A 24,290-nucleotide genomic window follows, 5' to 3' on the forward strand; every position below is an offset into this window, starting at 1 on the left:
TTTGAAGACAAGAGAGTTATCAAAAATATACAACTGAAGAAACTTTTGGTGTCCAAAGGGACAGGCACCGCATCCCTTTATTTATTTAAAGTGTTAAATATTATTTGGAATAAGAAAGCAAGTAAAAACGGATGTGTTGCAATTTCCTCTCATATTTGATTTGCTTTTTTCTCCTCTTTTATTGTAATGTTCCTATCCTGTTTACCGAATCAATGGAAGCAGAAGGGTGTCCACAGGGACATATTCCTCGTCCACTTTTATTAAGGTTAAGAATGAAAAACTTTACCATTCTATTGGAACGTGTACTCATTCAATATTTTTAGTTTAATGAAAAATAGAGTTAAAATAAGGAAGTGGTAGCTTGAAAATAACAATAGCAGGAACTGGCTATGTTGGTCTATCTAACGCAGTGTTACTAGCACAACATAACGAAGTAATCGCCCTTGATCTTATTCAAGAAAAAGTAGATATGATTAATAATAGAAAATCCCCTATCGTGGATAAGGAAATTGAAGAGTTTTTAGCAACCCAAAAACTAAACTTATCGGCAACAACCGATCCGATTATAGGGACACGAGGACAGCACCGTGTCCCTTTATAAAATTAAAGCGTTAAAGGTTATTTAGAATAAGAATGTATTTGGCAATTTAAAAATGCTATAAATGGCAGTATATTTTATGAATGTAAAAAGAGCCAAAATACGCAACAGCAAGAGGTGTAAAACTTGCATATTTTAGGCTCTGAATTTTTATTTTTTATTGTGCTAAAGCCCCCCGTTAGTGTAAGTACAGTTCTTCACAATAAATGTTTAATGTTTATGTCGTGGAATTTCAATGCCTACAATTACTCCTAAAGTGATGACCTGAATGGACCTCGACTAGTCAGTTTTAAAATTGATTAGATACTTATCTTCCTCTTCTAGACCTCTACACATTCTTACTAATCCACGTTTCCAATGAATCTTTTCTTTTTGATACAACATCTATACCTAATAATGAGATATTACTACTAGTACTTTCAGTAATTTTAACAGCTGCCACAGGCTTTCCTAGGCTAATCGCAAATTTGATTTCATCAAGTGCCATTCCAGTATTATTGGCTGGTCGATTTGAACATATAACAACGCTAGCGTATTTAATTTGCTTTTGAATCTGAGGATCAACATTGAATCTCCTATCAACACTATCAAATGGCGAACTACTTGGTACGGAATAATCTCTAACACTGAATTTTGTACGATCTAATAGAGCACTAATATCGCCATAATCATTATTGTTCCAGCGATGTGGAATAAATATATTAATTTTCATTCTTTTCCTCCTCTTATATTCCTAAAATCTAATATCTTTTGATAATTTCCAATAATGTAACCCAAGAGCTGTCAATTTGCAGGCCTTACTCTTCATTGCTGCAAAATACATATGTTCTTCATTTACTGGTTCAACAAGCCCTACACTCTCAAATAGCTGAAGTTCTTTAAACACATTTATATTTTCTTGTTTTGCATGTGGTTCTACAACTTCATGCTCATATTCAAGGCTGTTTGTAAATTCAAATGAAGGATCTAGTTTAAATTCATCACTCGGAGAATCAAAATATTGGCCTAATTTACGTAAACTGCTTTTAGGTACTCTAGGCTCTATATCCCGGACCGAAATAAAATGCGATATATTAGTCTTAAAAACCGGACGTTGTTGCCATGCACCTAAAGATTGATCTATAAATGCATATATCCCAGCTGGTGTAATTTTCCCAGTAATATCAGCTGCACTTCCTCTTAGCCCTTGCAGAAAAAGACTTGTGAAAAGGCCTTGTCCATTGCTTTCCATGGCAACTTCATCTCGCGAACTAGCAGTCATAATCGTAACACCTTCACCCAGTGTAGATTCATTACTTTTTATAACAGGCGACTCACCAAATTTCCCTGAATAACAACAATCTAAAATAATTATCTTATTTTTGCATTTAGAATTATTTGCATACCCTAGAACCTCGCTCATTAGTACACCTAAGTCCTTACCCTTATAATCTGGTGTTACAAGGTGACCATTTTCACTACCATGACCCGAAAAATATAACAACGAAGCATCAGCATCTCCACTAAACAGGCTTTCAAGCAAATCCAAAAACTCAGATTTTGTTTTTACATTAAGTTTCAACGAAACATCAAAATTAGGTGCCCCATCTCCATTTGTTTTTAATAGCTCTGCTAATGCACTAGCATCATTTACACATCCATGTAAAGGTGCATTTGAATATTCGTCAATTCCAATAATCAATGCCTTCTTCAAAATAACACCTCCAATGTATTCTAAAAATAACTTTCCTGATTTTCTTCTGTTAGAGGGGCCGATTAAAACAAATAAATTACCTAATAAGTCTACTAAAGCTCACAAACATAATTATCTTTATCTCTGACCAGTTTAGACTGATATTCTCGATGATCAGCTGGAACGCCATTTGGATATACCTTTCTTAAATCAGTACAATTGGCAAAGAACTCTGCCCCTCCATTAGAAGTAGTCGAACTTGCTTCAGCCCCGCTTTGGCTTCAGCTTCTGCCTTTGCTTTAGCCTCAGCTACACCCTGGTCCTTTTGTTTCTCTTCTTTCTTTGTTTCAGCATTTTCTCTTTGATAGTTGTTTCGTTTGATGAACAAGCTACAAAGAAAACTAATAAAAACGACATAAGTAAGCAAATAGGCTAATTTATTCATAAACTGTCCTCGTTTTGGTGAATATTGTATGAATACCATTACTATTATACTGCTAAAATACTTCGAAAATCTAATAAATTTATATTCTCTATATGATAATCCTTAATGTTATTAACCTAGTTATGGTAAAACTCCTCATTCCATTAATCTGCTTCGTTAGTGCGGGACACGGGGAAAGGCACTACGATCGACCATTTATTGATTTAAAGTAATAAAGTTCATTTGGAAATCATGCAAAGATTAAAGGATGAAGGCATTGAAGTGGTTATTTATGAACCAGGACTACAAGAAGCCAACTTTGATGGATTTGTTGTAATCCAAGACCTTGCCGAATTTAAGAAGGCATCAGATTTGATTGTATCTAATAGATTAGATGCTGAATTGGCTGATGTGGAAGAGAAGGTTTATATGAGGGATTTGTTTAATAGGGATTGATTTAGGAATTATTAAAGTGGCAGGGGGGAGAAGACTATTCTTCTCCCCCCGTGCTTTTCTGTAAATAAACAAAGTCTAGTATGACAGTAAATTTTTATACTACTACTTGATGGTTTATTCTTTAATATTTTTTAACGTTGGAAAGGATAGTGCAGATTAGTTTGATATAAAAAAAATGTGAATTATTGAATTTCAAATAGAAATATATTACTAGGAGTAGACGGTATGGGACTAGGTTTCTTTGATGGATTTAAAATGGGGCTGGACTTACTTTTGTCTATGTTAACAGCTGCAGCGTTATTAACTTTAGGGATAATAATATTTTTTGGTGTTTTCATAATATTTGAATTAATGATGAATGTGCTGAGGAAGCAACAACTCAGAGAGTCAGGTATTTTAGAAGTTGATAAAATGCCAGGCAGGAAGTTTGAAGAATATCTTCAGGCCTTATTAAAAGCAAAAGGCTATTATGTACAATTAACACCAGCAAGTGGCGACTATGGGGCGGACCTAATTTTAACAACAAAAGGTAAGAAAGTTATTATTCAAGCAAAAAGATATAAGAAAAATGTTGGAGTAAAGCTGTACAAGAAATAGCTTCAGAAAAAAGCCATTACAAAGCAGATGAGTGCTGGGTGGTGACTAATAGTTTTTTTACCGAACAAGCTAAAAAACTAGCTAGTTCAAACCAGGTACGGTTGATTGATCGCAAGCATCTAATGAATTGGATGCTAAAGGAAAACAAAGGTGCAAATAAAAAGTTAAGTTAAAAGCTGAAAGAGGAGATGATTATAAGGTTCCACAGAGACAGGTCCCTCGTCCACTTTTAATTATTTTAAGAATGAAAATCCCCCAATGTTGAAAGTTATTATTATTCAATAATATTAGATTAGTAATTATAGAGTGAAAATAAGGAAGTGGGAAATTTGAAAATAGTTATTGCCAACAATGGCCTATTACCCTTCTACATAAAATTAATTACGAGTGGAGAACTGAAAAACAAGTTCAAAACTAAGATATAGGTTTAACATTGGTGAACCCGTATCATAAGTAAATGAGGTTTATAGCCTTAGGCTATTCTTATAGGTGAAAATATCGTATAACAAGTAATGTTGTTTTTATAAAAAATGTCATAATAAAATGATAATTAATTATTAAGTACTGGAAAAATAGTATTTTTTATCGTACTCAAATGAACGAAAAATGCGTGCAAAAAAATATTTTAAAAAGTGAGATAGCGTATGTCATTAGCAAGTGATTTTAATATGTATAAGGATGAAATTGAATTGATACGAGCCCAGAACCTTGTGGAATGTGATTTGTACTCAATAATTGCCTGTATCATCAGAGAAAGAAAACAAGGTAATGAGATTTCTTTAAGAGATGTTTCTGTGCGCAGGAAAACAAATTTTTCTAAACAGTATAGAGGAAAAATGGGATTTCCAGACTTCGTGATACGGACAAGAGATAAAAGCAATGATGCAGATATTCTTGGGGCGGTAGAGGTTAAATATGTGGATGAGGATTTGGATTTAGAAAATCATTTAGAACAGTTAATAGGTCATCTTGATTTCTACAAAAGAGTTATCTACACTAATGGACTCAAATGGCGGTACTGTGTTATAGACGAGTTTCAAGAGAGAAATGTTCTGTGGGAGACTGAGCTTGGAGAAATCCATAATGGAAAAATCTTTTGGAATAAAGACGATAAATGGGCAGAATTATTGGGAAAATTAGATGATATTAAATGGAGTAAGAAAGAGTAGGTTTGTGAATTCCAATTTATATATTACTAAAATAGAGGTTTTTAATAATAAATCACTTTAATGAAAAGATACGGAAAAAATCTATAATAATTAAAGTTTTTTCAAGGTGATTCGTCTCATTTAGATTTATAGAGAGAGAAGTACTAGGAGGATGAAAATGTTTGGTGGTAAGAAAAAGAATATATTAGATGCTAAGTTAAAAGATTCAATCAAAAAAACATTAGAGAAAAAAAGAATTGTTACTAGCGACTGCACATAACAGCCTAGCAGTTCAATCTCATTCAATTTGGAAATCCGGTATTTTAAAATTAATAGCCAAAATAACCAGGTATTCTGGATTAATCCAAACGACCGTTTTGAGATATTTGGAGTCAAAAAAACTTTTCTCGTCTGTAATAATCAAAAATGCAACTATTTACAGAGGGTTTTGTGATACTCATGATAATAATCTCTTTAAAGAGATAGAGAAGGATGAAATTTATGTTGAAAGATCTATTCAAATGTTTTTATATTCGTATAGAGCTTTCTCTTATCAACATGTCCAAGATACTTTGTCATCAGAGGTTTATGAATTATTTGAAGAAGAGGCTACAAAACTATTCAGAATTAAGCAATTGAATGGAAAAGAGATTATAACTATTCGGAAAATGGTTGAAAATACAAAAGAGCATTCAGCAAGAGATAAAAGAATTTTTGATAACACATGTAAAGAATTTCACAATATATTTAGATTGATAGAAGATAAAAAAGACTATACTAATGAGCTAGATATAAAATTTATTTTAAAATCTTACAAAATAAACAAAAAAAATTGAATGTGCATGTTCAGGAATAAGTGCCCCGTTGCTAGATCCTAAGGGAGAAAGAATCATTGGAATTAATACTTGGTTCTTATTTATTAATTTGTTTCCCCAAGATGAGAGCTCTTCATATTTTATATTGGGTTTAATGACGTCTGATGAAAAATATTATTCAGATATTTTGAACTTCTTAGACCAACAATATAAAAATTATGAACTAGAGGAACCGAAAATACATTTTTATTGGCAATGCAAAACTTAGTTGTTAATGGTTCCGAGAATATCGTCTTATCACCTGACCTCTATTATAAGATGAAAAAGGACGATTCTTTAAGTAATCTAGCTAATCAATTCGAAGGAAGTATAGCATCAGATATTAGCAAGCAAAAGTATTATCAAGATATTAGAAAGGATTATGGTTTTTCTTTATTTAGTTGATAAGTAAAGCTTTTGATTAAACCTCATTTAGATACATCACGGTTAACCGTATCACAAGTGATGGTAAATACAAAAAGGGAACTGAAGATAGAGATTGATATAATAAAGAAACTTAGAGGATTCTAATTGATACAATTAAGGCAAGCTTTATTAAAAAGCTTGTTTTTTAATAGTCATTTAGCAACTTTTCCAAATTCTGATTATGATATCATTAAACTTAAGATTTTGTAAATATTGTAGGAGTGAAAAGATGGATAAAACGAAATTACAGTCGGTGTTGAAAGCTTGGCAATTAGTTGAAGCGTTAGCACCAAGTGAAGTTACAGGTAAGGGAGAAGTTCTGGAAAAACGTTACTTCAAAGATAATAAAAATCGAAGCCGAACGCGGTTGGTAGATCTTAATGAAAATCCTTGGAAGATCGATAAAGTAAAAGATAGTAAAAAACATCAAGTTCAATTCCGTTATTACTTAGTGTGTTTCGAGCACCACAAACTTGTCAGTTTTATGCGTGATATTTTTAAAAATCACGATGAGATTATTAATAAGGATAATAAAACTTTATTTGGTCTTTCTTTTTTGGTGGATAGCAATGGGAATTATATAAAAGATTCTATGTTCGTTCCTTTTTTAATGTATGTAATGAAAATCATGGAAGAAACCTCTAATGTACCTTATGGAGAATTAAAGACCCCTTTTTGGAATCAAATGCAATTATTTGAAGAACAAGCACAAACCGTTTTTACTAATGGAGTAACAAAGGAATCATTACTTTTAATTCAACAAGTTTACAAGAATTATTTTCATCAATTAGATAAAACTTCATTAAATTATCTAGAGATTGAAGTAATGAAGGCAGACCAACAATCATTATCAAAGAACTTTAATAGCTTTTATATAAATGACTTAGAACTTATTTTATCAAAAGGAGAGAATGAAACACTCCATCGATTTATCGAAGGAACACCTACTGAAAAATGCTTAGATATAAATGAGAACCGAGAATATATTGAAGAGACTTTACAGCCTATAAACCTACCAGATGGCCGATGGCCGTCACCTGTAGATCACAGATTGTCTTTAATGCAGCAAGTAGCAGTAAATCAAATTTTAAATAAAAATAAAAAAGTTAGTTCTGTGAATGGACCACCAGGAACAGGAAAAACTACGTTATTAAAAGATATTTTTGCAAACATTGTAGTTCAAAGAGCAGAAGAAATGATACAACTTGATAACCCCTCCGAAGCGTTTACAAAAGCAAAAACTATCAATATAGAAGGTTTCTATTATCCGATCTACTTATTGGATTCAAAATTAAGTAGGTATTCAATGGTTGTTGCTTCGAGTAATAATGGTGCAGTAGAAAATATTTCAAAGGATCTTCCTAAATTAGATGAAGTTATTCGACAATCTGATAAAAGTAAGTTTAAAGAATATGAAGAGTTGTATTCTAAAGAGGCAAAGGAATTATCAATGTATCCATCTTCCGCAAAAGATCTTCTAGGTAGCAATGATGATACATGGGGACTTTTTTCAGGAGCTCTTGGAAAATCTGATAATATAGCTACCTATGGTTGGGAATTATATGGTAGTAATAACGATGAAAATGCGTTTCTTAAACAATTGAAACATGACAGTCAACAAGTAAACATAATGGATTGGGAAGATGCAAAAAAGGATTTTAGAGATATTTTAAAAAATGTGCAACAAAAAAAGGAAGATCTTCAAAAATTTCATGATGAATTTAAGAGTATACAAGCTTATACTGATCAACTAAAATCGCTAGAGGATCAATTACTTATACTTAAGCAAGAACAAATAAATGCAGAGAATGAGAAGAAACATTTAGAACACCAAAAGCAATTGACAGAACAACAGATACAATCCCAACCTAAACCATCCGTTTTTGAGAGATTCTTTTGCAAAAAAAACAACAAAAAAAACGAGTTGAAATATGAACTTAATGATATTATCACGCGTTTAAAAGAAGAAGCAAATAAACTACATTTTAAAAGTAAAAATATAAATAAGAATAACAAGACAGTAGAGGAATTAAAAGAGAAAATATCTATTTTTACACAACAGCTAAACTATTATAGTAAGCAAGGACTCATCTTACCCAAGGAAAACTATTGGTCTAATACGAAGCAGGCATACGAGTTTCGGCAATTAAATACTCTTTGGCTTACAGATGAATTAAACTTCAATAGAGGATTATTATTTTTAAAGGCCATGAAAATCCATAAGTTAATTTTGGCCTTTAATTTTGAAGCAATTAAGTCTACTTTGCGCTTATTAATTAACCGTACAAATTTAGATCTTAATGATCAGGATCATAGAGAATATCTAATGAACATGTGGCAAACTATTCATATAATTACCCCTTTGATAAGCACAACCTTTGCAAGCTTTAGTTCTATGTATAAGGGTATAGAGGAAGATTTTATTAATTATTTGTTTATAGATGAGGCAGGACAAGCTAATCCTCAACAATCAGCAGGAGCCATTTGGAGATCTAAAAAAGTGATAGTAGTAGGTGACCCGATTCAAATTGAACCTGTTGTAACAATTGATAAAACAATTTTAGGGGATATTAAGAAGTACTTCAATGTAAATGATAAATATATTGGAATTGGTACTTCAGTTCAAACTTTGGCAGATGCTGCAAATCCATATGGAATGTATAACAGCTATGGTCAAAGAGTTGGAACACCATTATGGGTTCATAGAAGGTGCTTAAATCCAATGTTTTCTATTGCAAACGAAATAGCCTATGATAATAAAATGGTATTAGGCAAAAAGGGACAAGGAAAGGGTGTATGGTTTGACTGTAAAGGTTCAGCTATAAACCGCCAATTTGTTAAAGAGCAAGGAGATTTGGTTGCTGATCATATTATTGAATTATGGAATAAAACTTCAGGTCCACCGAATGCATATATAATCTCTCCTTTTACTGCAGTAAAAGACGGAATTAAAAAGATTCTAAAAGAGAGGTTAAAAAACATGAATATATCTAAAGAAATTATAAATGATTGGCTGAAGAATTCAGTGGGTACTGTTCATACATTTCAAGGAAAAGAAGCTGATATTGTTTATTTAGTAACTGGCACTGATGAAAATAGTGATGGTGCAGCTAACTGGTCTTGTTCTAAGCCCAACTTGATAAATGTAGCTGTTACACGGGCTAAAGAAGAGTTATATGTAATTGGTGATTATAACCGCTTTTCTAAGAAACCTTACTATTCTACTCTTATAGAAAAAATAGTAGAAGTCAAAGATGAAAATGACCGTAAACCTAGTTGTAAATTGAAAGATGAGAATAATAACTCCCTTTTATAATTATAACATTAGCGTATTATGAAAGGTTTTCCATTATTTGAGTTCCCAATTTAAAAACATCATCAAGATATATAATGCTGAACCATACCATACGTAAAAGAGGCTCTAACGAAATATAACAGCACTCTCCAATACGATGGAGAAGTGCTGTTTTGTTATTTGGATGTTTACATGGATGTGTACTGTATGGATTTCGATGATATCGTGTGGAATGGTTATCACTAGAATGCTTATTTTTCCTTTTCTAGATTTTGGGACCTAGTTAGTTCAAAAATTTCCTTTGATTCAAAAAGGTTGATAACCTTGTTCAGCCAAGTGTAGTATTCGATGGCGTATGTGATCTTTTGAAGGTGGTCCTCTGCCTTTTTCACCGTATCTTCATCTTCTGTATTTGAAAGGACTTTTTCAAGATCCCTGAGTGATTTAAGCGAGGCATCAAGGTTCATTTGAGTGCCTTTTCTCCACTGTGTAGAAAAACGGTCAATAAAATTCTGGTACCAATCGTGTTTAACTTGGTACAGGTCTTTCCGTTCTCCCTTTCGCCAGACCTTTTCCACCATATTTAATTCTAATAATGTCCTAACACCAGTGGACATACTAGTTTTGCTCATTTCGAGCTCTTCTTTCAGTTCATCCAATGTCATGGGTCTATTCACAAAATAGAGGGTTCCATAAATGCGCCCGATGGATGGGGAAACTCCGTATAAATGCATGTTTTGCGCCACAGATTCAATGACTCTCTCCCGTGCCTGTGCGACCATTTCTTCGTTATGCATAATACACCTCCATTCTAGTCTCAACAAAAAGAGAACTATGGTAATTCTGTTTTTATTAATCATCTTGATTTATTTTAAGGTTTGAAGTTCTTAAAGTAAAGAGAGTACAAAGTGAGGATATGAGAGCATATCCAATGATATCTAAGAATAAGCTAACATTGAGTGTACAGAATAAACTGTACAGACTGAATTGACTGAATATGAAGGTTTATCCCATTTGTTTCCTACTACTAAAGTCCTGTATGATTTTAGAGTATGTTAGAAAAAACGTTCGGATTCGACAAGAATCGTCATGTGTAAACAAAGTTAGAGGTGGAATTATGGCTGAGAAAAAAATAAGCGTTGAAAACGTTACGAAAGTCTTTGGTAAGTCGCCTCAGCAAGGAGTCAAGCTCCTGAATGAGGGGAAATCAAAGCTAGAGATACTGGAGAAGACCGGGATGACCGTCGGGGTCAATAAAGCGACTTTCGATGTGTACACCGGAGAAATTTTCGTCATCATGGGTTTATCTGGAAGCGGAAAATCCACATTAGTTAGGATGCTAAATCGACTGATCGATCCAACTGATGGGGAAGTCCTCATTAATGGTAAGAACATCGTCAAGCTCAAACCCAATGAGCTGCGGGAAGTTAGAAGGAAGGAATTGAGCATGGTGTTTCAAGGCTTCGCATTATTTCCTCACCGAACTGTTCTCGAAAATACGGAATACGGCCTTGAAATTCAAGGGGCAGAAAAGTCCATAAGAAAGCAGAAGGCAATCGAGTCCTTAGAGCTTGTTGGCCTTAAAGGGTATGAAAATAGCTATCCGAGCGAGCTTAGTGGTGGTATGAAGCAGCGTGTCGGTCTGGCGCGTGCGCTCGCTAACAACCCTGATATTTTGTTGATGGATGAAGCGTTTAGCGCGCTGGATCCATTGATTCGTAAAGATATGCAGAACGAATTGCTTGAGCTTCAGGCAAAGATGGAAAAGACGATCGTATTCATTACCCATGATCTGGATGAGGCGCTGCGAATTGGGGACCGAATTGCCTTGATGAAGGATGGGAACATCGTTCAGATCGGGACACCTGAAGAAATAATGACCAACCCTGCCAATGAATATGTAGAGAGGTTCGTGGAGGATGTCGATCTTTCCAAGGTACTTACTGCAGAACATGTGATGAAACGCCCTGAAATGGTGCGGATCGACCGTGGTCCACGTGTGGCTGTGAAGGTCATGAAAAGTGAAGGGATTTCCCATCTGTTCGTCGTTGATAGCAAGCAAAGGCTTCTTGGCGCTGTCACGATTGAAGGTGCGTCAGCTGCTGTCAAGAACAAGCAGACGCTCGAAGATATCTTGATTACCGAACTAGAAACCTTAAAGCCAGAAACGCTTCTAGTTGATATGTTCGAACAGGTGGCAACAACGACCTTGCCATTACCGGTCGTAACGCAAGAAGGCCGACTTAGGGGAGTTATCGTAAGGGGTGCCGTACTAGGTGCACTTGCAGGACTTGAATCCGGCATGAATGCAAAGGATGAAGGAAATGAGGTGACCAACCTATGACATTTTTTCCGAAACTTCCATTGGCTAATTGGGTGGATAGTGCCGTCAGTTGGATTAAAGGCGTATTTGGCCCATTCTTCGACATAATGTCTGATGCGATAGGCGGAGTTGTTAATTTCTTCGTCATGATTCTAGGATCAATTCCTTCGCTTTTGTTGATTTTAATCTTTGCAGCCTTGGCCTGGTGGATCAGCCGCTGGACAATCGCCGTATTCACAGCTGTTGGTTTATTGTTGATTGATAATCTTGGCTACTGGGATGGAACGATTGATACGCTAGCGCTCGTGTTATCATCCGTCATTATTTCCATTATGATAGGTATTCCAATTGGAATCTGTATTTCACAAAGTGATCGTGCGCAGAAAATCATCACGCCGATCCTTGATTTTATGCAAACGATGCCGGCATTTGTCTATTTGATTCCGGCCATCATCTTCTTTGGAATCGGGGTTGTACCGGGAATTATCGCTTCCGTCATCTTTTCCATGCCTCCGACGATTCGCCTGACAAACCTGGGAATCCGTCAGGTACCGGAAGAGCTTGTTGAAGCTTCCAATGCTTTTGGTTCTACACCAAGCCAAAGATTATTCAAAGTTCAGCTACCATTGGCAACTAACACCATCATGGCTGGAATTAACCAAAGCATCATGCTTGCTTTATCTATGGTTGTTATTGCATCACTTGTAGGTGCACCAGGATTAGGGGCAGATGTATACCGTGCTGTTACCCAATTGAGAGTTGGTGTAGGTTTTGAAGCTGGTCTTGCCATCGTCATCTTGGCAATTATCCTTGACCGGATTTCTCAAAATATAGGAACTAATAAAAAAGCTAATAAAAACTAAGGGGGAAACACAATGAGAAAACTACGTATTGCTGGTTTGGCTTCAATCTTGGCATTATCTGTCGGCTTGGCTGCTTGTGGAAATGATTCAAAGGAGAATGAGACTATCGGTGATGAAGTGGACTACAAAATCACTGGTATCGAGCCTGGTGCCGGTATCATGTCGGCAACCAATACAGCATTAGAAGAGTATGACAATTTGCAGGACTATACACTGGTTGAGTCTTCCTCAGCTGCCATGGCTGCTCAGCTTGATAGTGCCATTCAAAAAGAAGAGCCAATCATCGTAACTGGTTGGACGCCTCACTGGATGTTCGCTAAATATGATCTGAAATACTTAGAAGACCCTAAAGGAATCTTTGGGGAAGCTGAAAAGATTGAAACCTTCACTCGTATTGGATTGAAAGACGATCAGCCAAGTGCATACAAAGTGCTTGATCAATTCCACTGGACCAATGATGATATCGGTGAAGTCATGGTGGCAATCCAAGAAGGAACAGACCCTGCGGAAGCTGCTGAAAAATGGGTGACAGACAATAGTGATAAAGTAGCTGAGTGGACAAAAGATGCAGATCAAGTAAACGATGAAAGTATCTCTCTTTCTTATGTAGCCTGGGATTCTGAAATCGCAAGCACCAATGTTGTTGCAAAAGTATTGGAAAGCATCGGATACAAAGTACAAATGATTCAATTGGATGCGGGTCCAATGTTCACGGCGATTGCAACTGGCGACGCAGATGCAACTGTTGCTGGATGGCTGCCGCTTACCCATAAAGACTATCTTGATCAATACGGAGACGACATGGACCGTCTTGGGCCAAACCTCGAAGGTGCGAAAACAGGACTAGTCGTTCCTTCATATGTAGAAGCGGATTCAATCGAAGATCTAGAGTAACGAGAGCTTGAAGTGTTCATAGGACCTGTCCCTGTGGTCACTAAAAAATCATTATACTATTTTTTAATCTAAGGTGATAAAATGTTACGATTTGATGAAAGAATGCATATGCATGCTGGGTTTTATGAACAAGGTTTAGATTTAGAAGGTGTATTCCTTAAAGTAGATAATAAAGATATTTGGTGTTTATTCTTTAATTTTGAGGATTTCGATATTGTAATAGGTAATAAAAGTAAATATCGTTCAAATAACTGAAGTTGAGCTTACAGATGAAGTTGCTAATAATATTTTTGTTAGTTTTTTAAAATCAGAATCTATTATTTAAAGTAAAGGGGATAACTAGTTTATCCCCTTTACTAGTTTTCTATCGTATATTTTTTATTAGCACTTACCTAACAGGGAGGTGCTCTTTTTTTGTTATCTTAGAAGTAAGGAGCGGGCGGAGGTGAAATCTCATAATCTAGCCCGACCGCAGCTACTGGAATACATTTTATTAATGATACATATAGTGCAATGCTAGTGGAACTCTCTCGTTATCACCTTTATTGCCCCTTTATGATCAATCAAAACTAAAGTGGATATTCTTTATGCAAAAAATAGAATAGATAACAGCTGCTTTGTGAATTTGCTGTTTCATTGTTTGGGAAGAGATCTTTAATTCCAAATGGGTGTAGTTATGGAATTTTAGGATGCAACCATTCTTTTCGTTCGTTTTGATTTTCTTAATATGATGGTAAAAAATCCAAGCACATTCCTCACGATCTGGTGAATGAGTTGGGATGGCGATCATACCGTCCGCTTCAGAAATTAAAATCGGAGTTTTTTGGATATAGTTTAAAAGATATATCGCAGCATCTCGTCGACCGTTATATGATGCACCATAGGTGATACAGCTACGTGAGATAATTTGCTCAGGCCTTTCGCTAGTATAAAAAATACCTTCTTCATCAATAATCATTGTTTGATATTGCGGATGACGATAAGGAACGATGGCGATTGTACTTAAACTAATCATGTAATCATTAATAATATTCATATAATTCTCCTTTGTCTTTCAGAATCTAAATCTCGGATTATTTTTTGTGATGGAACTACTAGATGGTATGTATGGATTGACATAGAGGGTCTGATGCAGAAACAAAGAGCACGCTAATAAAGATGAGAGTTTATTTATTTTCGTCAAGTGCTCAGGATGAGAGGAGCTAAAAATACCATTATCTAGATGTGTATGGATGCTTTTCTACAATTATCTACATTAACAACCCCTTTTTTTATACAATTTATAACAAAAAATGATATAAATTCATTATAATACAAAAATAGGTAAAAAGTAATAAATATTCAGAATTTTTTATAAAAAATACATGTTTTTAAGTTTTTTCTTTTGAAAATGGATATTTTCATTCTATGCTGTTCTTGCAAAGTTTGTTGTTATTGATCATAAAAAAACCAACTTTGCGTGTCGCAGTGTTGGTTTAGCGTTTTATAATTTTATCCAAAAACGGTTTACTACGTTCCCATCTTCTTCTACAAAATCGGAATCGGCTATTCCGATTTTGTAGAAGAATCGTTCGTTTGGAAGCTTCATTTGTATCATCACATATGATGAGAGCTTTATCTATTCCTAGTTTTTTTGCTTCAATCAACGATAGTTCGAGTAATTTCGTTGCATATCCCTTTTTTCTTTCAGATGGTCGAATACCATATCCGATATGACCTCCACTATTCGTTAGTTTTCACACTTACAGTTGTAATAAGATATTAAAAGGCAATCCTTCTTAATAAAAGATTGTTGTAAACGTACTATTATTAATTAGCTTCTTCTATCTGTGCTACTATTACTTTACCATTCTCGTCTAATAAAGGTGTGAGAGCGCATCCTTGCGCACTCCATGAGTATAAATAGTTAACACCTGTTTGACGATCAACCCATATAGATATTAGACTCCCCTGCTGAGAAGTTTGTACCAACTTTTCATCAAACCGTTTATCATTCTTTTTTCTAAACATCATTTATCACTCCTTATGACTACTTTTTCAACTATTTATAACCTAATTTCTCCTACAATCAATAAATAATTCTACTGGTCCATTCATTTCTATCTGTTAGAATTAATTAAGGTATTTTCTTGTTTTTCTCACAGTAGTTAACTATCTAATCCATTTTTCTTGTAAGCATAAACAAAGATAACGAAAGAAACAATCAACCAACCGAAGAGAACACTAATATCAGTTAGGTTCCATTGATATCCAGTCTCAGAATAGATGCTGTTTGCAAAGTTTGTTAACACACCTGTATACGTGTAGTCTAGAATAGCGGACAAATCTTCTTGGAAATGTTTTATTGCAGGTACTGATGTTAAAAGTAATGTAATAGGTAGTGTATATAAAGATGTTTGTGTTTGGTTTTTTGTAAGGATTCCAATAATATAGCCAATTATAAGACTGATCAAGCTAGCTACTGTTGTCATTAACAAGTAACTTCCAAATTGAACCTCTCCAAAAGAGGATCCACTTACAGGAATCATGAGAATATTCACTAGAATCAGGATAAATAATGGAGGAAGAAGAGTCCCAATCAAGTACTCTAAGCCGTTTACAGAAGATGTCATTAGAACTCTTAAAGTGTTTTTTTCCTTTTCTTCTGCTAAAGGTCCACTGCTCATTGAAATACCAGCTATTGCGATGTTAAAAACAATCCCGAAGCTAAGGACAAATGCATTCGTAGAAAAGCTAATTCCTTCCTCATTTACATCTAAATCTGGCATTATATTTTTTATAGCAAATACAAACCCTAATGCAAGAATGGGGCTTAACATCACACTGGTATTACTTAATAACGTCTGAAACTTCATTCCTACGATTGCTTTTATCTTTCTTAATGAAATTTTCAAAGTAATTCCCTCCCCGTCAATTCTATGAAGACTTTTTCTAATGTCGGTTCATTTGAATGAATCGTTACAAGTTCGCCACTCGCCATCCACTGCTTTATTTTTTTTCCTGTTTCATCAGAGTGAGGCAGTGTGAACTCCTTTTCATTCTTTAATAATATCTGATAGCTTTTATTCTGATTATACTTGAGGCTTAATGCTTTAGGAGTTCCATGCTCTACAATGATGCCATCATTTAGTAGAGCCACATGATCACAAAGTTTTGTGGCCTCGTCCATATTATGAGTCGTAAGGAATATAGCTGTGCCACTCTCTTTTAGTTCAGTAAGTAGCTCATGAACGGCTACAGCTGTACTAGGGTCTAAACCGCTAGTAGGCTCATCTAAGAAAAGTACTTTCGGCTGATGCAAAAGAGCTCTTGCTAGTACTAATCGTTGGGTCATTCCCTTCGATAATTTACTGGCAATTTTATCTTTGTGTTCAAATAAACCCACTCTAGTTAGAAGGAAATCGATTCGTTCTTTTCCAATATCTAAAATGTTAGCGAAAAATTTCATATTACTGTAAACGGTCAGCCTTTCATATATTCCGCTATTGTCTGTGACAATTCCCACTTGTTCATAAATACTTTCATTAATTTGTTCAACGGGTTTACCTAAAACCATTGCTCTTCCCGATGTTTGCGCTAATTGTCCAGTCAATATTTTAATGGTCGTTGTTTTTCCTGAACCAGAGGGTCCAAGAAATCCAAATATTTCTCCAGAACGAACTGAAAAGTTAAGATCTTTCAGGGCAGACTCTTTTTTGAACTTCTTCGATAAATGTTCAACGCGAATCACTATTTGCTTTTCCATTTGTTTTTCTCTCCTTATATTTTTAATGAATGTTTAGTTGGACTGAAAAAGTTTGTCTAAGTGTCATTGTCAGTTCATGTTGTCCATCTGTTTTTAGTTTAGAAAAAAACAATAGAAAAGTCGTAAATATCCGGTGAACAGTACTAAAAAAAGCCCAAATGTGAAAAAAAGAGACTGAAATGGACTCATTTCAACCTCAACTGTACCTTAAAACCCTATTAATTGTTTCAATTCTTCCAAACGATTTCGAGAAAGGGGGAGTTTCACATCAGGTTTACCTCTCAAAATTAATGTATAACTATTCTTTGAATAACTAATCAATTCAGACACGCGCTGCAAATTAACTAAATAAGAACGGTGACACCGGAAGAAACCAAACTTTAATAATTTATCTTCTAGCTCATTCATCGTTAAGTCTGTTGGAAAATAATCATCATCTATGCGTATATTACTCACGCTGTTAATACTTTCAATAAAATCAATTTCATCAGGACTGAAAAAAATTGTCTTATCCGCTAGCTTACAAGTCACTTTGAAGACATTGTTTGGCATGAAATTTTCACTCTCATCTTTTTCCTCTGAGGTAGAATCTGTTTCGTTAGTAAGATCTGTTTTTTCTAGTCCACTTAATCGGTTATAGCGATATATCTCGCTGCTTAAAAGTAATAAATCTTCTATCGAATTAGACGTGAATAGTGTGGCAATTTTATTTGTATGAAGATGTTCTACTGCTTTTAAATAAAGTTCAATGCCTTCGCCTGTTAAATTATTGAGTGGATTTTCTATTAATAGAACCTCTGGAGAAAATAGAGACATTCGGAATAAACTAACCCTTTTTTTCTGATCGTCTGTCAAATTCTTGGTTTTGGATCGCCAAACATCCAAAAGAGAAAACGTTGTAATGTAATTTTCTAAAGGGTGAGAAAAACCTGCAATCTTTTTAAAGAAGTTCAAATAGCTTTCAACAGGTAAATTGTCATATAAGCCATCATCTTTAAATTCTGTTACGATCGATTTTGTTTCTCTTTTAATATAACCACTTGAAGGCAGAAGTTCCCCTGATATCAGCTTAAACAGCACTACACTTTCTTCACTAGACATTTTTATCCCAATACGCGATGTATTTTCAATAACTAAATTTATATTTTTCAAAACACTACGATTATCTTCTTGTTTCATCACTTTCTCTAGTGAAATTAATGTCATTCTGCACACACTTTCTTTTTATTATTAAAGTACATTATACGGTGTCCACAGAGACAGGTCCACTGAGCTATTTTTAGGTGTCCACAGTGTCCAGAGGGACAGGTTACCCCGCATTTTAATTTGAATATACTGCAAATTAAACCTGGAGCTTCTTCTGAGCTATGTTCGCGTAATAAATATAGAAAGTCCTGCAAGGCTCACTAACTGTTGGTAATACGATTCATCGTAATCTTTTAAATAAGAGGTCTTGTCCTTTATCGAAGGTACCAGCAAAAGTAAAATAAGCGGAGTTTTTCGGTTAAATGCAGAACGGAGCTTGTTTGGGGATAAATAAGGGGAGTTTTTCCGCTTATGCACAGCAAAATCACCAATTTTTTAATTTTTCGGGTCAATAGACGGAATCTCTCCGTCTATTTTAGCCTTTTTTTATATTAATTACTAATTAAGCGGAATCTTTCCGTCTATTTATCAGTTCAGGTGCTTAATCTGATACCAAGGGGAGACCTCGGGAGACCTCGGGGACAGTCCCTCTGGTATCTTGGGTTATTTTAAAAAATCGTTCGAACCAATAAGACCGTAAACAATCCCTTCATCTCCGACTTCCTGTAAGCTGATCAAGGCTTGAACAGCGGTATTTGCCACTTCTATGTCTTGTAGGCTTGTTCCCCCACTTACACCGATACCTCCGACAATTTTGCCTTCTATGACGAATGGAATTCCTCCGCCCAAGATAGTAATCCTACCTTGATTTGTGGTATTGATACCATATGCATCACCACCCGGAAGCGCAATTTGGGCAATTTGGTTCGTCGGCATCTGCAAAGCGACGCTGGTCCATGCCTTTCCCTGGGATACCTCAATATCGGCAATTCGGGCATTGTCCATTCGATGGAAGGCGATTAAGTTTGCACCTTCATCAACGATTGCGATATCGCAGGAGAGTCCCATATGTCGAGCTTTCTGTTCCGCAATCGAAAGCAATTGTTTGGCTATCTCTAGTGTAAGTTTTACCAATTGATTCACTCCTTGATTTATCAATGCCTCATACTTTCAGATTATCAGGTAACGATTGAACCCCCATTTACGAAAATAACTTGCCCTGACATATATGAAGCATCATCGGAAGCTAGCAGTACATATGCAGGAGCCAATTCAAATGGTTGACCAGGGCGTTTCAATGGCACCTCCGTCCCGAAAGTGGTTACTTCTTCTGCGGTAAATGCAGATGGAATTAACGGAGTCCAGGTCGGCCCAGGGGCTACTGCGTTTACTCGAATACCTTGATCTGCAAGAGAAAGGGATAAAGAACGGGTAAAGGAAACAATAGCTCCTTTGGTAGCAGTATAATCTATCATATTTGCCATACCTGAAAAAGCGGTATCTGAAGTCGTATTAATAATGGAGCCTCCTGCATGAAGATGAGGTAAAGCAGCTTTCGTCATATCAAAAAACGAAATAATATTGGTTTGAAATGTATTCATCAGTTGCTCTCTCGTAATATCCATAATACTTTTTTGATGAAACTGAACACCGTGGTTGTTTACTAGAATATCCAGTCTTCCATAAGCTTTTATCGTTGCCTCTACAACAGCATAGCAGTTTTCTTCCTGTCTTAAATCGATCGAAATAAGTAAACATTGACGACCTAGATTGTTAATGATTTGCTTCGTTTCGGCCGCATCCTGGTGTTCATCAAGATAAGGGATGACCAGGTCGGCGCCTTCCTTGGCAAAAGCTATGGCAACAGCACGACCAATTCCACTGTCTCCGCCGGTAATAATGGCCACCTTATCTTTCAGCTTCTGTCTGCCTACATATGTAGGGTTTTCTGATATAGGACGGGGATTCATTAAATACTCAAAACCTGGATGCCTATTTTGATGCTGCGGTGGAAAGACAACCGGAACATCGTTACACTGCTTCTTCCAACCAATATAAGGATATACGAAATAAGCCATTACAATTTCTCCTCTCAAATTCCATTTCATATTCCAATTTATTCATTTAAAATTGAAAAATACCAAGGGGATACCAAGGATACCACGGGGACAGTCCCTCTGGTATCTAGTGATTAAACTGTTTAGTGAGGAAAAAAGACAATGCGATAAATCGACATTGTCTTTTTATGAGGGAGGGGTGGACTGTGGACTGTCCCTGTGGTCACTCTTTATTTTTAAGTGAGTAACTTACTGCATCGATGATTGTACCCACTAAGATACCTATTGATATCCCCATAGCCAGATTATTAAATGCTGCACCTAATGCAACCCCTAATGTCATTCCTAATGGCAGATAAATTATCTTATATTTATTATTATCATCATTCTTTTGTGACAACTTTAACACCTCTAGTATTTTTTATATTTATGATACCAGGGGGACAGTCCCTCTGGTATCATAGTGAGAAAAAGACAATGCGTTAAATCGACATTGTCTTTTTATGAGGGAGGTGGACCTGTCCCTGTGGTCACCCATTCACAAATCATGTATAACTCGCGGTACTTTAACTCAGCAGTAAGGCTTCCGTTCATTTTTTCCATTAAGCTTTTCGCAATCGGTAAACCTAGACCTGTACCTTTGCCAAAAAGTTAGTAGGACATGGATTTAGAACAATAGCAACAACCTTATTCATTCGGATATAGATTCTGATATGTTTCTACTGTATGTTTAATTAAATCCTTTAAAACATCGGTATCGATATCAGCTAATTTATTAACATAAATACAAGCCTTACTCTTCGTGTGTTTACCAAAGCTTTCTAATAAATTTTCTCTTTCCTCACTTTCTTCGGCCAAATAAAGACTAATTTTCGCCTTTCTTGGTGAAAAACCCACTAAAGGCGCATCTCCTTCATGTCCAGATGCATACTTATAGTGATAGCTACCAAAGCCTATAATACTAGGACCCCACATTTTTGCGTTGTAACCAGTTACCTCTTCAAAAATTTCTAATAACTGATAGGCATCTGCCTTCTTCTTCTCATTTTCCACACTTTCAATAAACTCAATTACACTATTGTCGGTTTCTTTCATCTTCGGTTCATACATATATGTGCACTCCTATTCTCTGATTAACTACATGTTTACATTATTGTCAGCATTCTTACATTCTAGAATAAAAGCCTAATTTCCTGCAAAAGCATCGGGAAGGGTCGAGGGAATCAGACCAAAAATATTCAAACTAGGAAAAAACACCGACTAAATAAATTTAGACGGTGTTTCGTTTTCCATTTACTTGAGCAACTCTTGGGGATTATCTGCAAGGGTCTGAATGGTATTCATAAAAAGAGCTGCATGGTAACCATCACAGACAGCATGATGAACCTGTAATGATAATGGTAAAAATAAATTGTGATTTTCATTAGTAAATTTACCAGCAGTAACTATTGGCAACAAGTAATTTTGGTCATTATTCACGTTTAAGTTAAAACCAGTAAAGGAAGTCCATGGAATCATAGAAATGTTCACTACATTTTCCGGTAGGGGTGTTTTAGGAAACATTTTTCCTGTACCATTGTACAGCTCAGCATCGGAAATATAGTTATCATAAAACTTCTTAAACCCTTCATCTGTATTGGTAGAAATCGCAGAAAACAACTCTGATTTCTGATCAAAGATAGTATACAAAGGAGTTAGCCTATCCCAGTATCCAAACGCTCCATCAGAATTAAAACTCATTCTAAAATTTTTATTTAAATTAACTACACGAGTAACTAAAAAGATGAATACAGGATAGAATTTATATCCTGTTTCTTTTGTCGTATTATATAGTTCAGTAATATCAATGTTTTTGGTGATGCTAAAGCTCGTTTTTTGGTTTAAGAAATGATTAAAAATTTCTTTTCGTTCCCAATTATTTATATCAATTTCATGAAATTCCATCTTCTATACGCCTCCTAAAATTTAAAAACTAGATAATTTCAGGAGGCTAATTTGTCAGCCTTTTTCATGAGTTTCATTCCTTTATTTAGAATAAGGTAATTATAACAAATTAAATACGATTAATACTTATGATTAGATTATTCTATGGGTTCCAGCCAGTGATATTTAAAATAAGAGGAGATTTTCCGGTTAGACTGCAGAATAGAGCACGGTTCGGGGTATATAAGAGGAGATTTTCCGATTAAGTAAAGCAAAAATACCCATTTTCACGTTTTTCGAGTCAATAGTCGGAATCCTTCCGTCTATTTAAGCTATTTTCAGTGCTATTTCTTAATTAAGAGAAATTTCTCCGCTTATTTATCAAACTCGCATTAGCATCTAATGTACTGGTACAACTTAAGGGTGGTTTCATGAAAAAAAGGCTTAGTGATATTTGCATCTCTAAGCCTTTTTGACTGTGAAATATACTGTGAAGTGGTCTGCGATTTACCGTTTTGCACCCCACAAGTAAACCAGTTACTAAAAGAAGAACAGGGTTAACATAAAGTTACTGCTGGATTATCTGAATTAAGTTTCCACATGTATCGTCGAAGACAGCTATTGTATTTTCGCCAATTTTTGTCGGCTCCATAGTAAAGTTCACGCCGTTTTCCGATAATTGTTTGTACTCTTTATGAATATCTGCAACGCCAAACATTGTTGCTGGGATACCCTCAGCAAATATTTTCTTTTGATACTCTTTGGCGGCTGGATGGTTGTTCGGTTCAAGTAAAAGCTCGGTTCCCAATTGATTCTCTGGAGAAACAAGGGCTATCCACCTGAATTCTCCGACGGGAATGTCATGCTTTTTTTCAAAACCCAACTTTTCTGTATAAAACGCCAATGCCTTATCTTGATCTTGTACAAATAAACTGGTTACGATGATTTTCATTCGTTTTTGCCTCCTTCGATATTGATGACGCATGGTACTGTGCTAAAAGTAAAACAACCTACCTATCTGTCAGAAGTTCTGTTCTGATTTTATAAAATTACTCTATCCATCTTTTCAGTAAATTTTTAAGTGGTTCGTTGTTGAAAATAATTACGCGATATTTCCCCTTTCGTTCTGATTTTACGAGTCCCGCATCTTCCAAAATAGCAAGATGTTTAGCTATCGCCTGTCTCGAAATGGAAAGATTGTGATTCATAATAAGACGTGCAGTAAGTTCATACAACGTCATCTCGTTGCGTTCGGATAGTTCGTCTAATATAAGCCGTCGAGTTGAATCGCTAAGTGCTTTAAATATAGTGTCTTTGTCCCAATTCATATATCGAGTATATGCAACTTTTTGGTTGCTGTCAACAATAAGTAACTTTAGGGTTGCTTATTGTTGACAGCTATGGGGACGGTTCTTTTGCTTCTTCAAGAACCATACCTCTTAACGAATTAAAACGAGTCTTACATTGTCCACAGGATAGGTCCACTAAAGAAATGAAAGACCTTCCTAATCGAAGGTCTTTTTGAATATGGGTACTTAATTAATGAAATCAAATATTCCTTGATAACCAAAAGGTAAAACAGAAGCAACTAAAATACCTATAACAATTGAAGAATTTGAAAGAACAATAAATTTCCGAAGTGATAGTTCATTCCTTTTATAAGCGATAATGAAAGCCTTCATCATAAAAAAGACAGTAATAAATATTATAATAGCTGAAAAAATGCTTACTAAAATTACTTCCATTGTGTACCTCCATTCACAAAAATATTTAACTAAATTTTACCACCTAATCGAAATGATAGATACAAAATCTATGAGTATGAGGGACACAGGACTAGGTTCCTCGACCCGTTTTCACAAAGTTATAATGGGAAATTACGAGCTGGGAGGATTTATCGGGCAGAATGAGCGTAGTGGAGGAAGCATA

The 24,290-nt window shown here is 35.3% G+C and carries 26 protein-coding genes and 4 pseudogenes; 11 read left to right on the forward strand and 19 right to left on the reverse strand.

Annotation, left to right across the window (positions count from 1 at the left end; translation table 11 throughout):
* Window positions 1–361 precede the first annotated feature (361 nt).
* A pseudogene (locus BK580_RS01795) lies at window positions 362–559 on the forward strand (UDP-glucose 6-dehydrogenase); the annotation flags it as partial.
* Window positions 560–926: 367 nt separating this feature from the next.
* On the opposite strand, the gene BK580_RS01800 reads toward BK580_RS01795, so the two are convergent.
* From BK580_RS01800 to BK580_RS01815, 4 genes and pseudogenes are all read right to left on the reverse strand, one after another.
* Window positions 927–1,310 (reverse strand): hypothetical protein, encoded by a 384-nt coding sequence (locus BK580_RS01800; RefSeq protein WP_078378678.1) that lies wholly within the window; start codon window positions 1,308–1,310, stop codon window positions 927–929.
* A gap of 21 nt (window positions 1,311–1,331) precedes the next feature.
* Entirely contained in the window at window positions 1,332–2,291 is a 960-nt protein-coding gene (locus BK580_RS01805; RefSeq protein ID WP_211278989.1) for a caspase family protein, read from the reverse strand.
* Window positions 2,292–2,383: 92 nt separating this feature from the next.
* A pseudogene (locus BK580_RS24090) lies at window positions 2,384–2,446 on the reverse strand (hypothetical protein); the annotation flags it as partial.
* A gap of 29 nt (window positions 2,447–2,475) precedes the next feature.
* Window positions 2,476–2,715, reverse strand: coding sequence for a hypothetical protein (locus BK580_RS01815; RefSeq protein ID WP_078378680.1), 240 nt, complete (start codon window positions 2,713–2,715; stop codon window positions 2,476–2,478).
* A 231-nt stretch (window positions 2,716–2,946) separates the two neighbouring features.
* Here BK580_RS01815 and BK580_RS01820 point away from each other — a divergent pair, with 231 nt between their 5' ends.
* The 6 genes and pseudogenes from BK580_RS01820 (at window position 2,947) to BK580_RS01850 (ending at window position 9,491) form a co-directional block, all read left to right on the forward strand.
* Window positions 2,947–3,150 carry a hypothetical protein gene (locus tag BK580_RS01820; protein WP_078378681.1) on the forward strand — a complete coding sequence of 68 codons (204 nt, stop codon included), beginning with the start codon at window positions 2,947–2,949 and terminating at the stop codon, window positions 3,148–3,150.
* A gap of 411 nt (window positions 3,151–3,561) precedes the next feature.
* A pseudogene (locus tag BK580_RS01825) lies at window positions 3,562–3,920 on the forward strand (restriction endonuclease).
* Window positions 3,921–4,391: 471 nt separating this feature from the next.
* Complete coding sequence (locus BK580_RS01830) at window positions 4,392–4,916, forward strand: hypothetical protein (RefSeq protein WP_078378682.1); 525 nt, start codon at window positions 4,392–4,394, stop codon at window positions 4,914–4,916.
* Between the two features lie 236 nt (window positions 4,917–5,152).
* Window positions 5,153–5,731 (forward strand): hypothetical protein, encoded by a 579-nt coding sequence (locus BK580_RS01835; protein ID WP_078378683.1) that lies wholly within the window; start codon window positions 5,153–5,155, stop codon window positions 5,729–5,731.
* Window positions 5,732–5,959: 228 nt separating this feature from the next.
* On the forward strand, window positions 5,960–6,154 hold the full coding sequence (locus BK580_RS01845; protein ID WP_139364820.1) for a hypothetical protein: 195 nt from the start codon (window positions 5,960–5,962) through the stop codon (window positions 6,152–6,154).
* Between the two features lie 250 nt (window positions 6,155–6,404).
* On the forward strand, window positions 6,405–9,491 hold the full coding sequence (locus tag BK580_RS01850; RefSeq protein WP_078378686.1) for a DEAD/DEAH box helicase: 3,087 nt from the start codon (window positions 6,405–6,407) through the stop codon (window positions 9,489–9,491).
* 230 nt (window positions 9,492–9,721) lie between these two features.
* Here BK580_RS01850 and BK580_RS01855 read toward each other — a convergent pair whose 3' ends face one another.
* A complete protein-coding gene (locus BK580_RS01855; protein ID WP_078378687.1) occupies window positions 9,722–10,267 on the reverse strand; it encodes a GbsR/MarR family transcriptional regulator in 546 nt (181 codons plus the stop codon).
* A gap of 320 nt (window positions 10,268–10,587) precedes the next feature.
* Here BK580_RS01855 and proV point away from each other — a divergent pair, with 320 nt between their 5' ends.
* The 4 genes from proV (at window position 10,588) to BK580_RS01875 (ending at window position 13,805) form a co-directional block, all read left to right on the forward strand.
* Complete coding sequence (proV, locus tag BK580_RS01860) at window positions 10,588–11,814, forward strand: glycine betaine/L-proline ABC transporter ATP-binding protein ProV (protein ID WP_078378688.1); 1,227 nt, start codon at window positions 10,588–10,590, stop codon at window positions 11,812–11,814.
* Window positions 11,811–12,656: an ABC transporter permease gene (locus BK580_RS01865; RefSeq protein ID WP_078378689.1), complete on the forward strand. Its 846-nt coding sequence runs from the start codon at window positions 11,811–11,813 to the stop codon at window positions 12,654–12,656. The genes proV and BK580_RS01865 overlap by 4 nt, the downstream gene beginning before the upstream one ends.
* Window positions 12,657–12,668: 12 nt before the next feature.
* Window positions 12,669–13,550 carry a glycine betaine ABC transporter substrate-binding protein gene (locus BK580_RS01870; RefSeq protein WP_078378690.1) on the forward strand — a complete coding sequence of 294 codons (882 nt, stop codon included), beginning with the start codon at window positions 12,669–12,671 and terminating at the stop codon, window positions 13,548–13,550.
* Window positions 13,551–13,631: 81 nt separating this feature from the next.
* Window positions 13,632–13,805, forward strand: a complete 174-nt coding sequence (locus BK580_RS01875) for a DUF3986 family protein (protein WP_078378691.1) — start codon at window positions 13,632–13,634, stop codon at window positions 13,803–13,805.
* Window positions 13,806–14,109: 304 nt separating this feature from the next.
* Here the strand turns inward: BK580_RS01875 and BK580_RS01880 are convergent, their stop codons facing one another.
* From BK580_RS01880 to BK580_RS01940, 14 genes and pseudogenes are all read right to left on the reverse strand, one after another.
* Window positions 14,110–14,586, reverse strand: coding sequence for a competence protein ComK (locus BK580_RS01880; protein WP_078378692.1), 477 nt, complete (start codon window positions 14,584–14,586; stop codon window positions 14,110–14,112).
* A gap of 447 nt (window positions 14,587–15,033) precedes the next feature.
* Window positions 15,034–15,283: pseudogene (locus tag BK580_RS01885) on the reverse strand (GNAT family N-acetyltransferase); the annotation flags it as partial.
* A 76-nt stretch (window positions 15,284–15,359) separates the two neighbouring features.
* Window positions 15,360–15,563, reverse strand: coding sequence for a DUF6440 family protein (locus BK580_RS01890; protein ID WP_235863979.1), 204 nt, complete (start codon window positions 15,561–15,563; stop codon window positions 15,360–15,362).
* A gap of 134 nt (window positions 15,564–15,697) precedes the next feature.
* Window positions 15,698–16,444: an ABC transporter permease subunit gene (locus tag BK580_RS01895; RefSeq protein WP_078378694.1), complete on the reverse strand. Its 747-nt coding sequence runs from the start codon at window positions 16,442–16,444 to the stop codon at window positions 15,698–15,700.
* Window positions 16,441–17,295, reverse strand: coding sequence for an ABC transporter ATP-binding protein (locus BK580_RS01900; protein ID WP_078378695.1), 855 nt, complete (start codon window positions 17,293–17,295; stop codon window positions 16,441–16,443). Before BK580_RS01900 ends, BK580_RS01895 begins: the two co-directional genes overlap by 4 nt.
* Before the next feature lie 207 nt (window positions 17,296–17,502).
* The gene (locus BK580_RS01905; protein ID WP_078378696.1) at window positions 17,503–18,501 is read right to left on the reverse strand and encodes a LytTR family transcriptional regulator DNA-binding domain-containing protein; all 999 of its coding nucleotides are present in this window, start codon (window positions 18,499–18,501) and stop codon (window positions 17,503–17,505) included.
* 543 nt (window positions 18,502–19,044) lie between these two features.
* Window positions 19,045–19,515 carry a GlcG/HbpS family heme-binding protein gene (locus tag BK580_RS01910; RefSeq protein WP_078378697.1) on the reverse strand — a complete coding sequence of 157 codons (471 nt, stop codon included), beginning with the start codon at window positions 19,513–19,515 and terminating at the stop codon, window positions 19,045–19,047.
* A 44-nt stretch (window positions 19,516–19,559) separates the two neighbouring features.
* Window positions 19,560–20,459 (reverse strand): SDR family oxidoreductase, encoded by a 900-nt coding sequence (locus BK580_RS01915; RefSeq protein ID WP_078378698.1) that lies wholly within the window; start codon window positions 20,457–20,459, stop codon window positions 19,560–19,562.
* A 202-nt stretch (window positions 20,460–20,661) separates the two neighbouring features.
* Window positions 20,662–20,838: a glycine zipper domain-containing protein gene (locus BK580_RS23465; RefSeq protein WP_169864710.1), complete on the reverse strand. Its 177-nt coding sequence runs from the start codon at window positions 20,836–20,838 to the stop codon at window positions 20,662–20,664.
* Window positions 20,839–21,125: 287 nt separating this feature from the next.
* Window positions 21,126–21,548, reverse strand: a complete 423-nt coding sequence (locus tag BK580_RS01920) for a DUF1801 domain-containing protein (protein WP_078378699.1) — start codon at window positions 21,546–21,548, stop codon at window positions 21,126–21,128.
* Between the two features lie 183 nt (window positions 21,549–21,731).
* A complete protein-coding gene (gene catA, locus BK580_RS01925) occupies window positions 21,732–22,382 on the reverse strand; it encodes a type A chloramphenicol O-acetyltransferase (protein WP_078378700.1) in 651 nt (216 codons plus the stop codon).
* A gap of 547 nt (window positions 22,383–22,929) precedes the next feature.
* A complete protein-coding gene (locus BK580_RS01930) occupies window positions 22,930–23,313 on the reverse strand; it encodes a VOC family protein (protein ID WP_078378701.1) in 384 nt (127 codons plus the stop codon).
* A 97-nt stretch (window positions 23,314–23,410) separates the two neighbouring features.
* Window positions 23,411–23,689, reverse strand: coding sequence for an ArsR/SmtB family transcription factor (locus BK580_RS01935; RefSeq protein ID WP_078378702.1), 279 nt, complete (start codon window positions 23,687–23,689; stop codon window positions 23,411–23,413).
* 207 nt (window positions 23,690–23,896) lie between these two features.
* Entirely contained in the window at window positions 23,897–24,106 is a 210-nt protein-coding gene (locus BK580_RS01940; RefSeq protein WP_078378703.1) for a hypothetical protein, read from the reverse strand.
* Between the last annotated feature and the right edge of the window lie 184 nt (window positions 24,107–24,290).

The organism is Sutcliffiella halmapala, assembly GCF_002019665.1.
Classification (GTDB): Bacteria; Bacillota; Bacilli; order Bacillales; family Bacillaceae_I; genus Sutcliffiella_A; species Sutcliffiella_A halmapala.

What these genes read in the sequence shown, in the direction of transcription:
- BK580_RS01900 (WP_078378695.1), bottom strand. Translation starts at nt 17,295, where the DNA reads ATGGAAAAGCAAATAGTGATTCGCGTTGAACATTTATCGAAGAAGTTC.
- proV (WP_078378688.1), top strand. Translation starts at nt 10,588, where the DNA reads ATGGCTGAGAAAAAAATAAGCGTTGAAAACGTTACGAAAGTCTTTGGT.
- BK580_RS01935 (WP_078378702.1), bottom strand. Translation starts at nt 23,689, where the DNA reads ATGAATTGGGACAAAGACACTATATTTAAAGCACTTAGCGATTCAACT.
- BK580_RS01880 (WP_078378692.1), bottom strand. Translation starts at nt 14,586, where the DNA reads ATGAATATTATTAATGATTACATGATTAGTTTAAGTACAATCGCCATC.
- BK580_RS01820 (WP_078378681.1), top strand. Translation starts at nt 2,947, where the DNA reads ATGCAAAGATTAAAGGATGAAGGCATTGAAGTGGTTATTTATGAACCA.
- BK580_RS01855 (WP_078378687.1), bottom strand. Translation starts at nt 10,267, where the DNA reads ATGCATAACGAAGAAATGGTCGCACAGGCACGGGAGAGAGTCATTGAA.
- BK580_RS01915 (WP_078378698.1), bottom strand. Translation starts at nt 20,459, where the DNA reads ATGGCTTATTTCGTATATCCTTATATTGGTTGGAAGAAGCAGTGTAAC.
- BK580_RS01905 (WP_078378696.1), bottom strand. Translation starts at nt 18,501, where the DNA reads ATGACATTAATTTCACTAGAGAAAGTGATGAAACAAGAAGATAATCGT.
- BK580_RS01940 (WP_078378703.1), bottom strand. Translation starts at nt 24,106, where the DNA reads ATGGAAGTAATTTTAGTAAGCATTTTTTCAGCTATTATAATATTTATT.
- catA (WP_078378700.1), bottom strand. Translation starts at nt 22,382, where the DNA reads ATGGAATTTCATGAAATTGATATAAATAATTGGGAACGAAAAGAAATT.
- BK580_RS01865 (WP_078378689.1), top strand. Translation starts at nt 11,811, where the DNA reads ATGACATTTTTTCCGAAACTTCCATTGGCTAATTGGGTGGATAGTGCC.
- BK580_RS01800 (WP_078378678.1), bottom strand. Translation starts at nt 1,310, where the DNA reads ATGAAAATTAATATATTTATTCCACATCGCTGGAACAATAATGATTAT.
- BK580_RS01870 (WP_078378690.1), top strand. Translation starts at nt 12,669, where the DNA reads ATGAGAAAACTACGTATTGCTGGTTTGGCTTCAATCTTGGCATTATCT.
- BK580_RS01830 (WP_078378682.1), top strand. Translation starts at nt 4,392, where the DNA reads ATGTCATTAGCAAGTGATTTTAATATGTATAAGGATGAAATTGAATTG.
- BK580_RS01875 (WP_078378691.1), top strand. Translation starts at nt 13,632, where the DNA reads ATGTTACGATTTGATGAAAGAATGCATATGCATGCTGGGTTTTATGAA.
- BK580_RS01815 (WP_078378680.1), bottom strand. Translation starts at nt 2,715, where the DNA reads ATGAATAAATTAGCCTATTTGCTTACTTATGTCGTTTTTATTAGTTTT.
- BK580_RS01890 (WP_235863979.1), bottom strand. Translation starts at nt 15,563, where the DNA reads ATGATGTTTAGAAAAAAGAATGATAAACGGTTTGATGAAAAGTTGGTA.
- BK580_RS01920 (WP_078378699.1), bottom strand. Translation starts at nt 21,548, where the DNA reads ATGTATGAACCGAAGATGAAAGAAACCGACAATAGTGTAATTGAGTTT.
- BK580_RS01930 (WP_078378701.1), bottom strand. Translation starts at nt 23,313, where the DNA reads ATGAAAATCATCGTAACCAGTTTATTTGTACAAGATCAAGATAAGGCA.
- BK580_RS01850 (WP_078378686.1), top strand. Translation starts at nt 6,405, where the DNA reads ATGGATAAAACGAAATTACAGTCGGTGTTGAAAGCTTGGCAATTAGTT.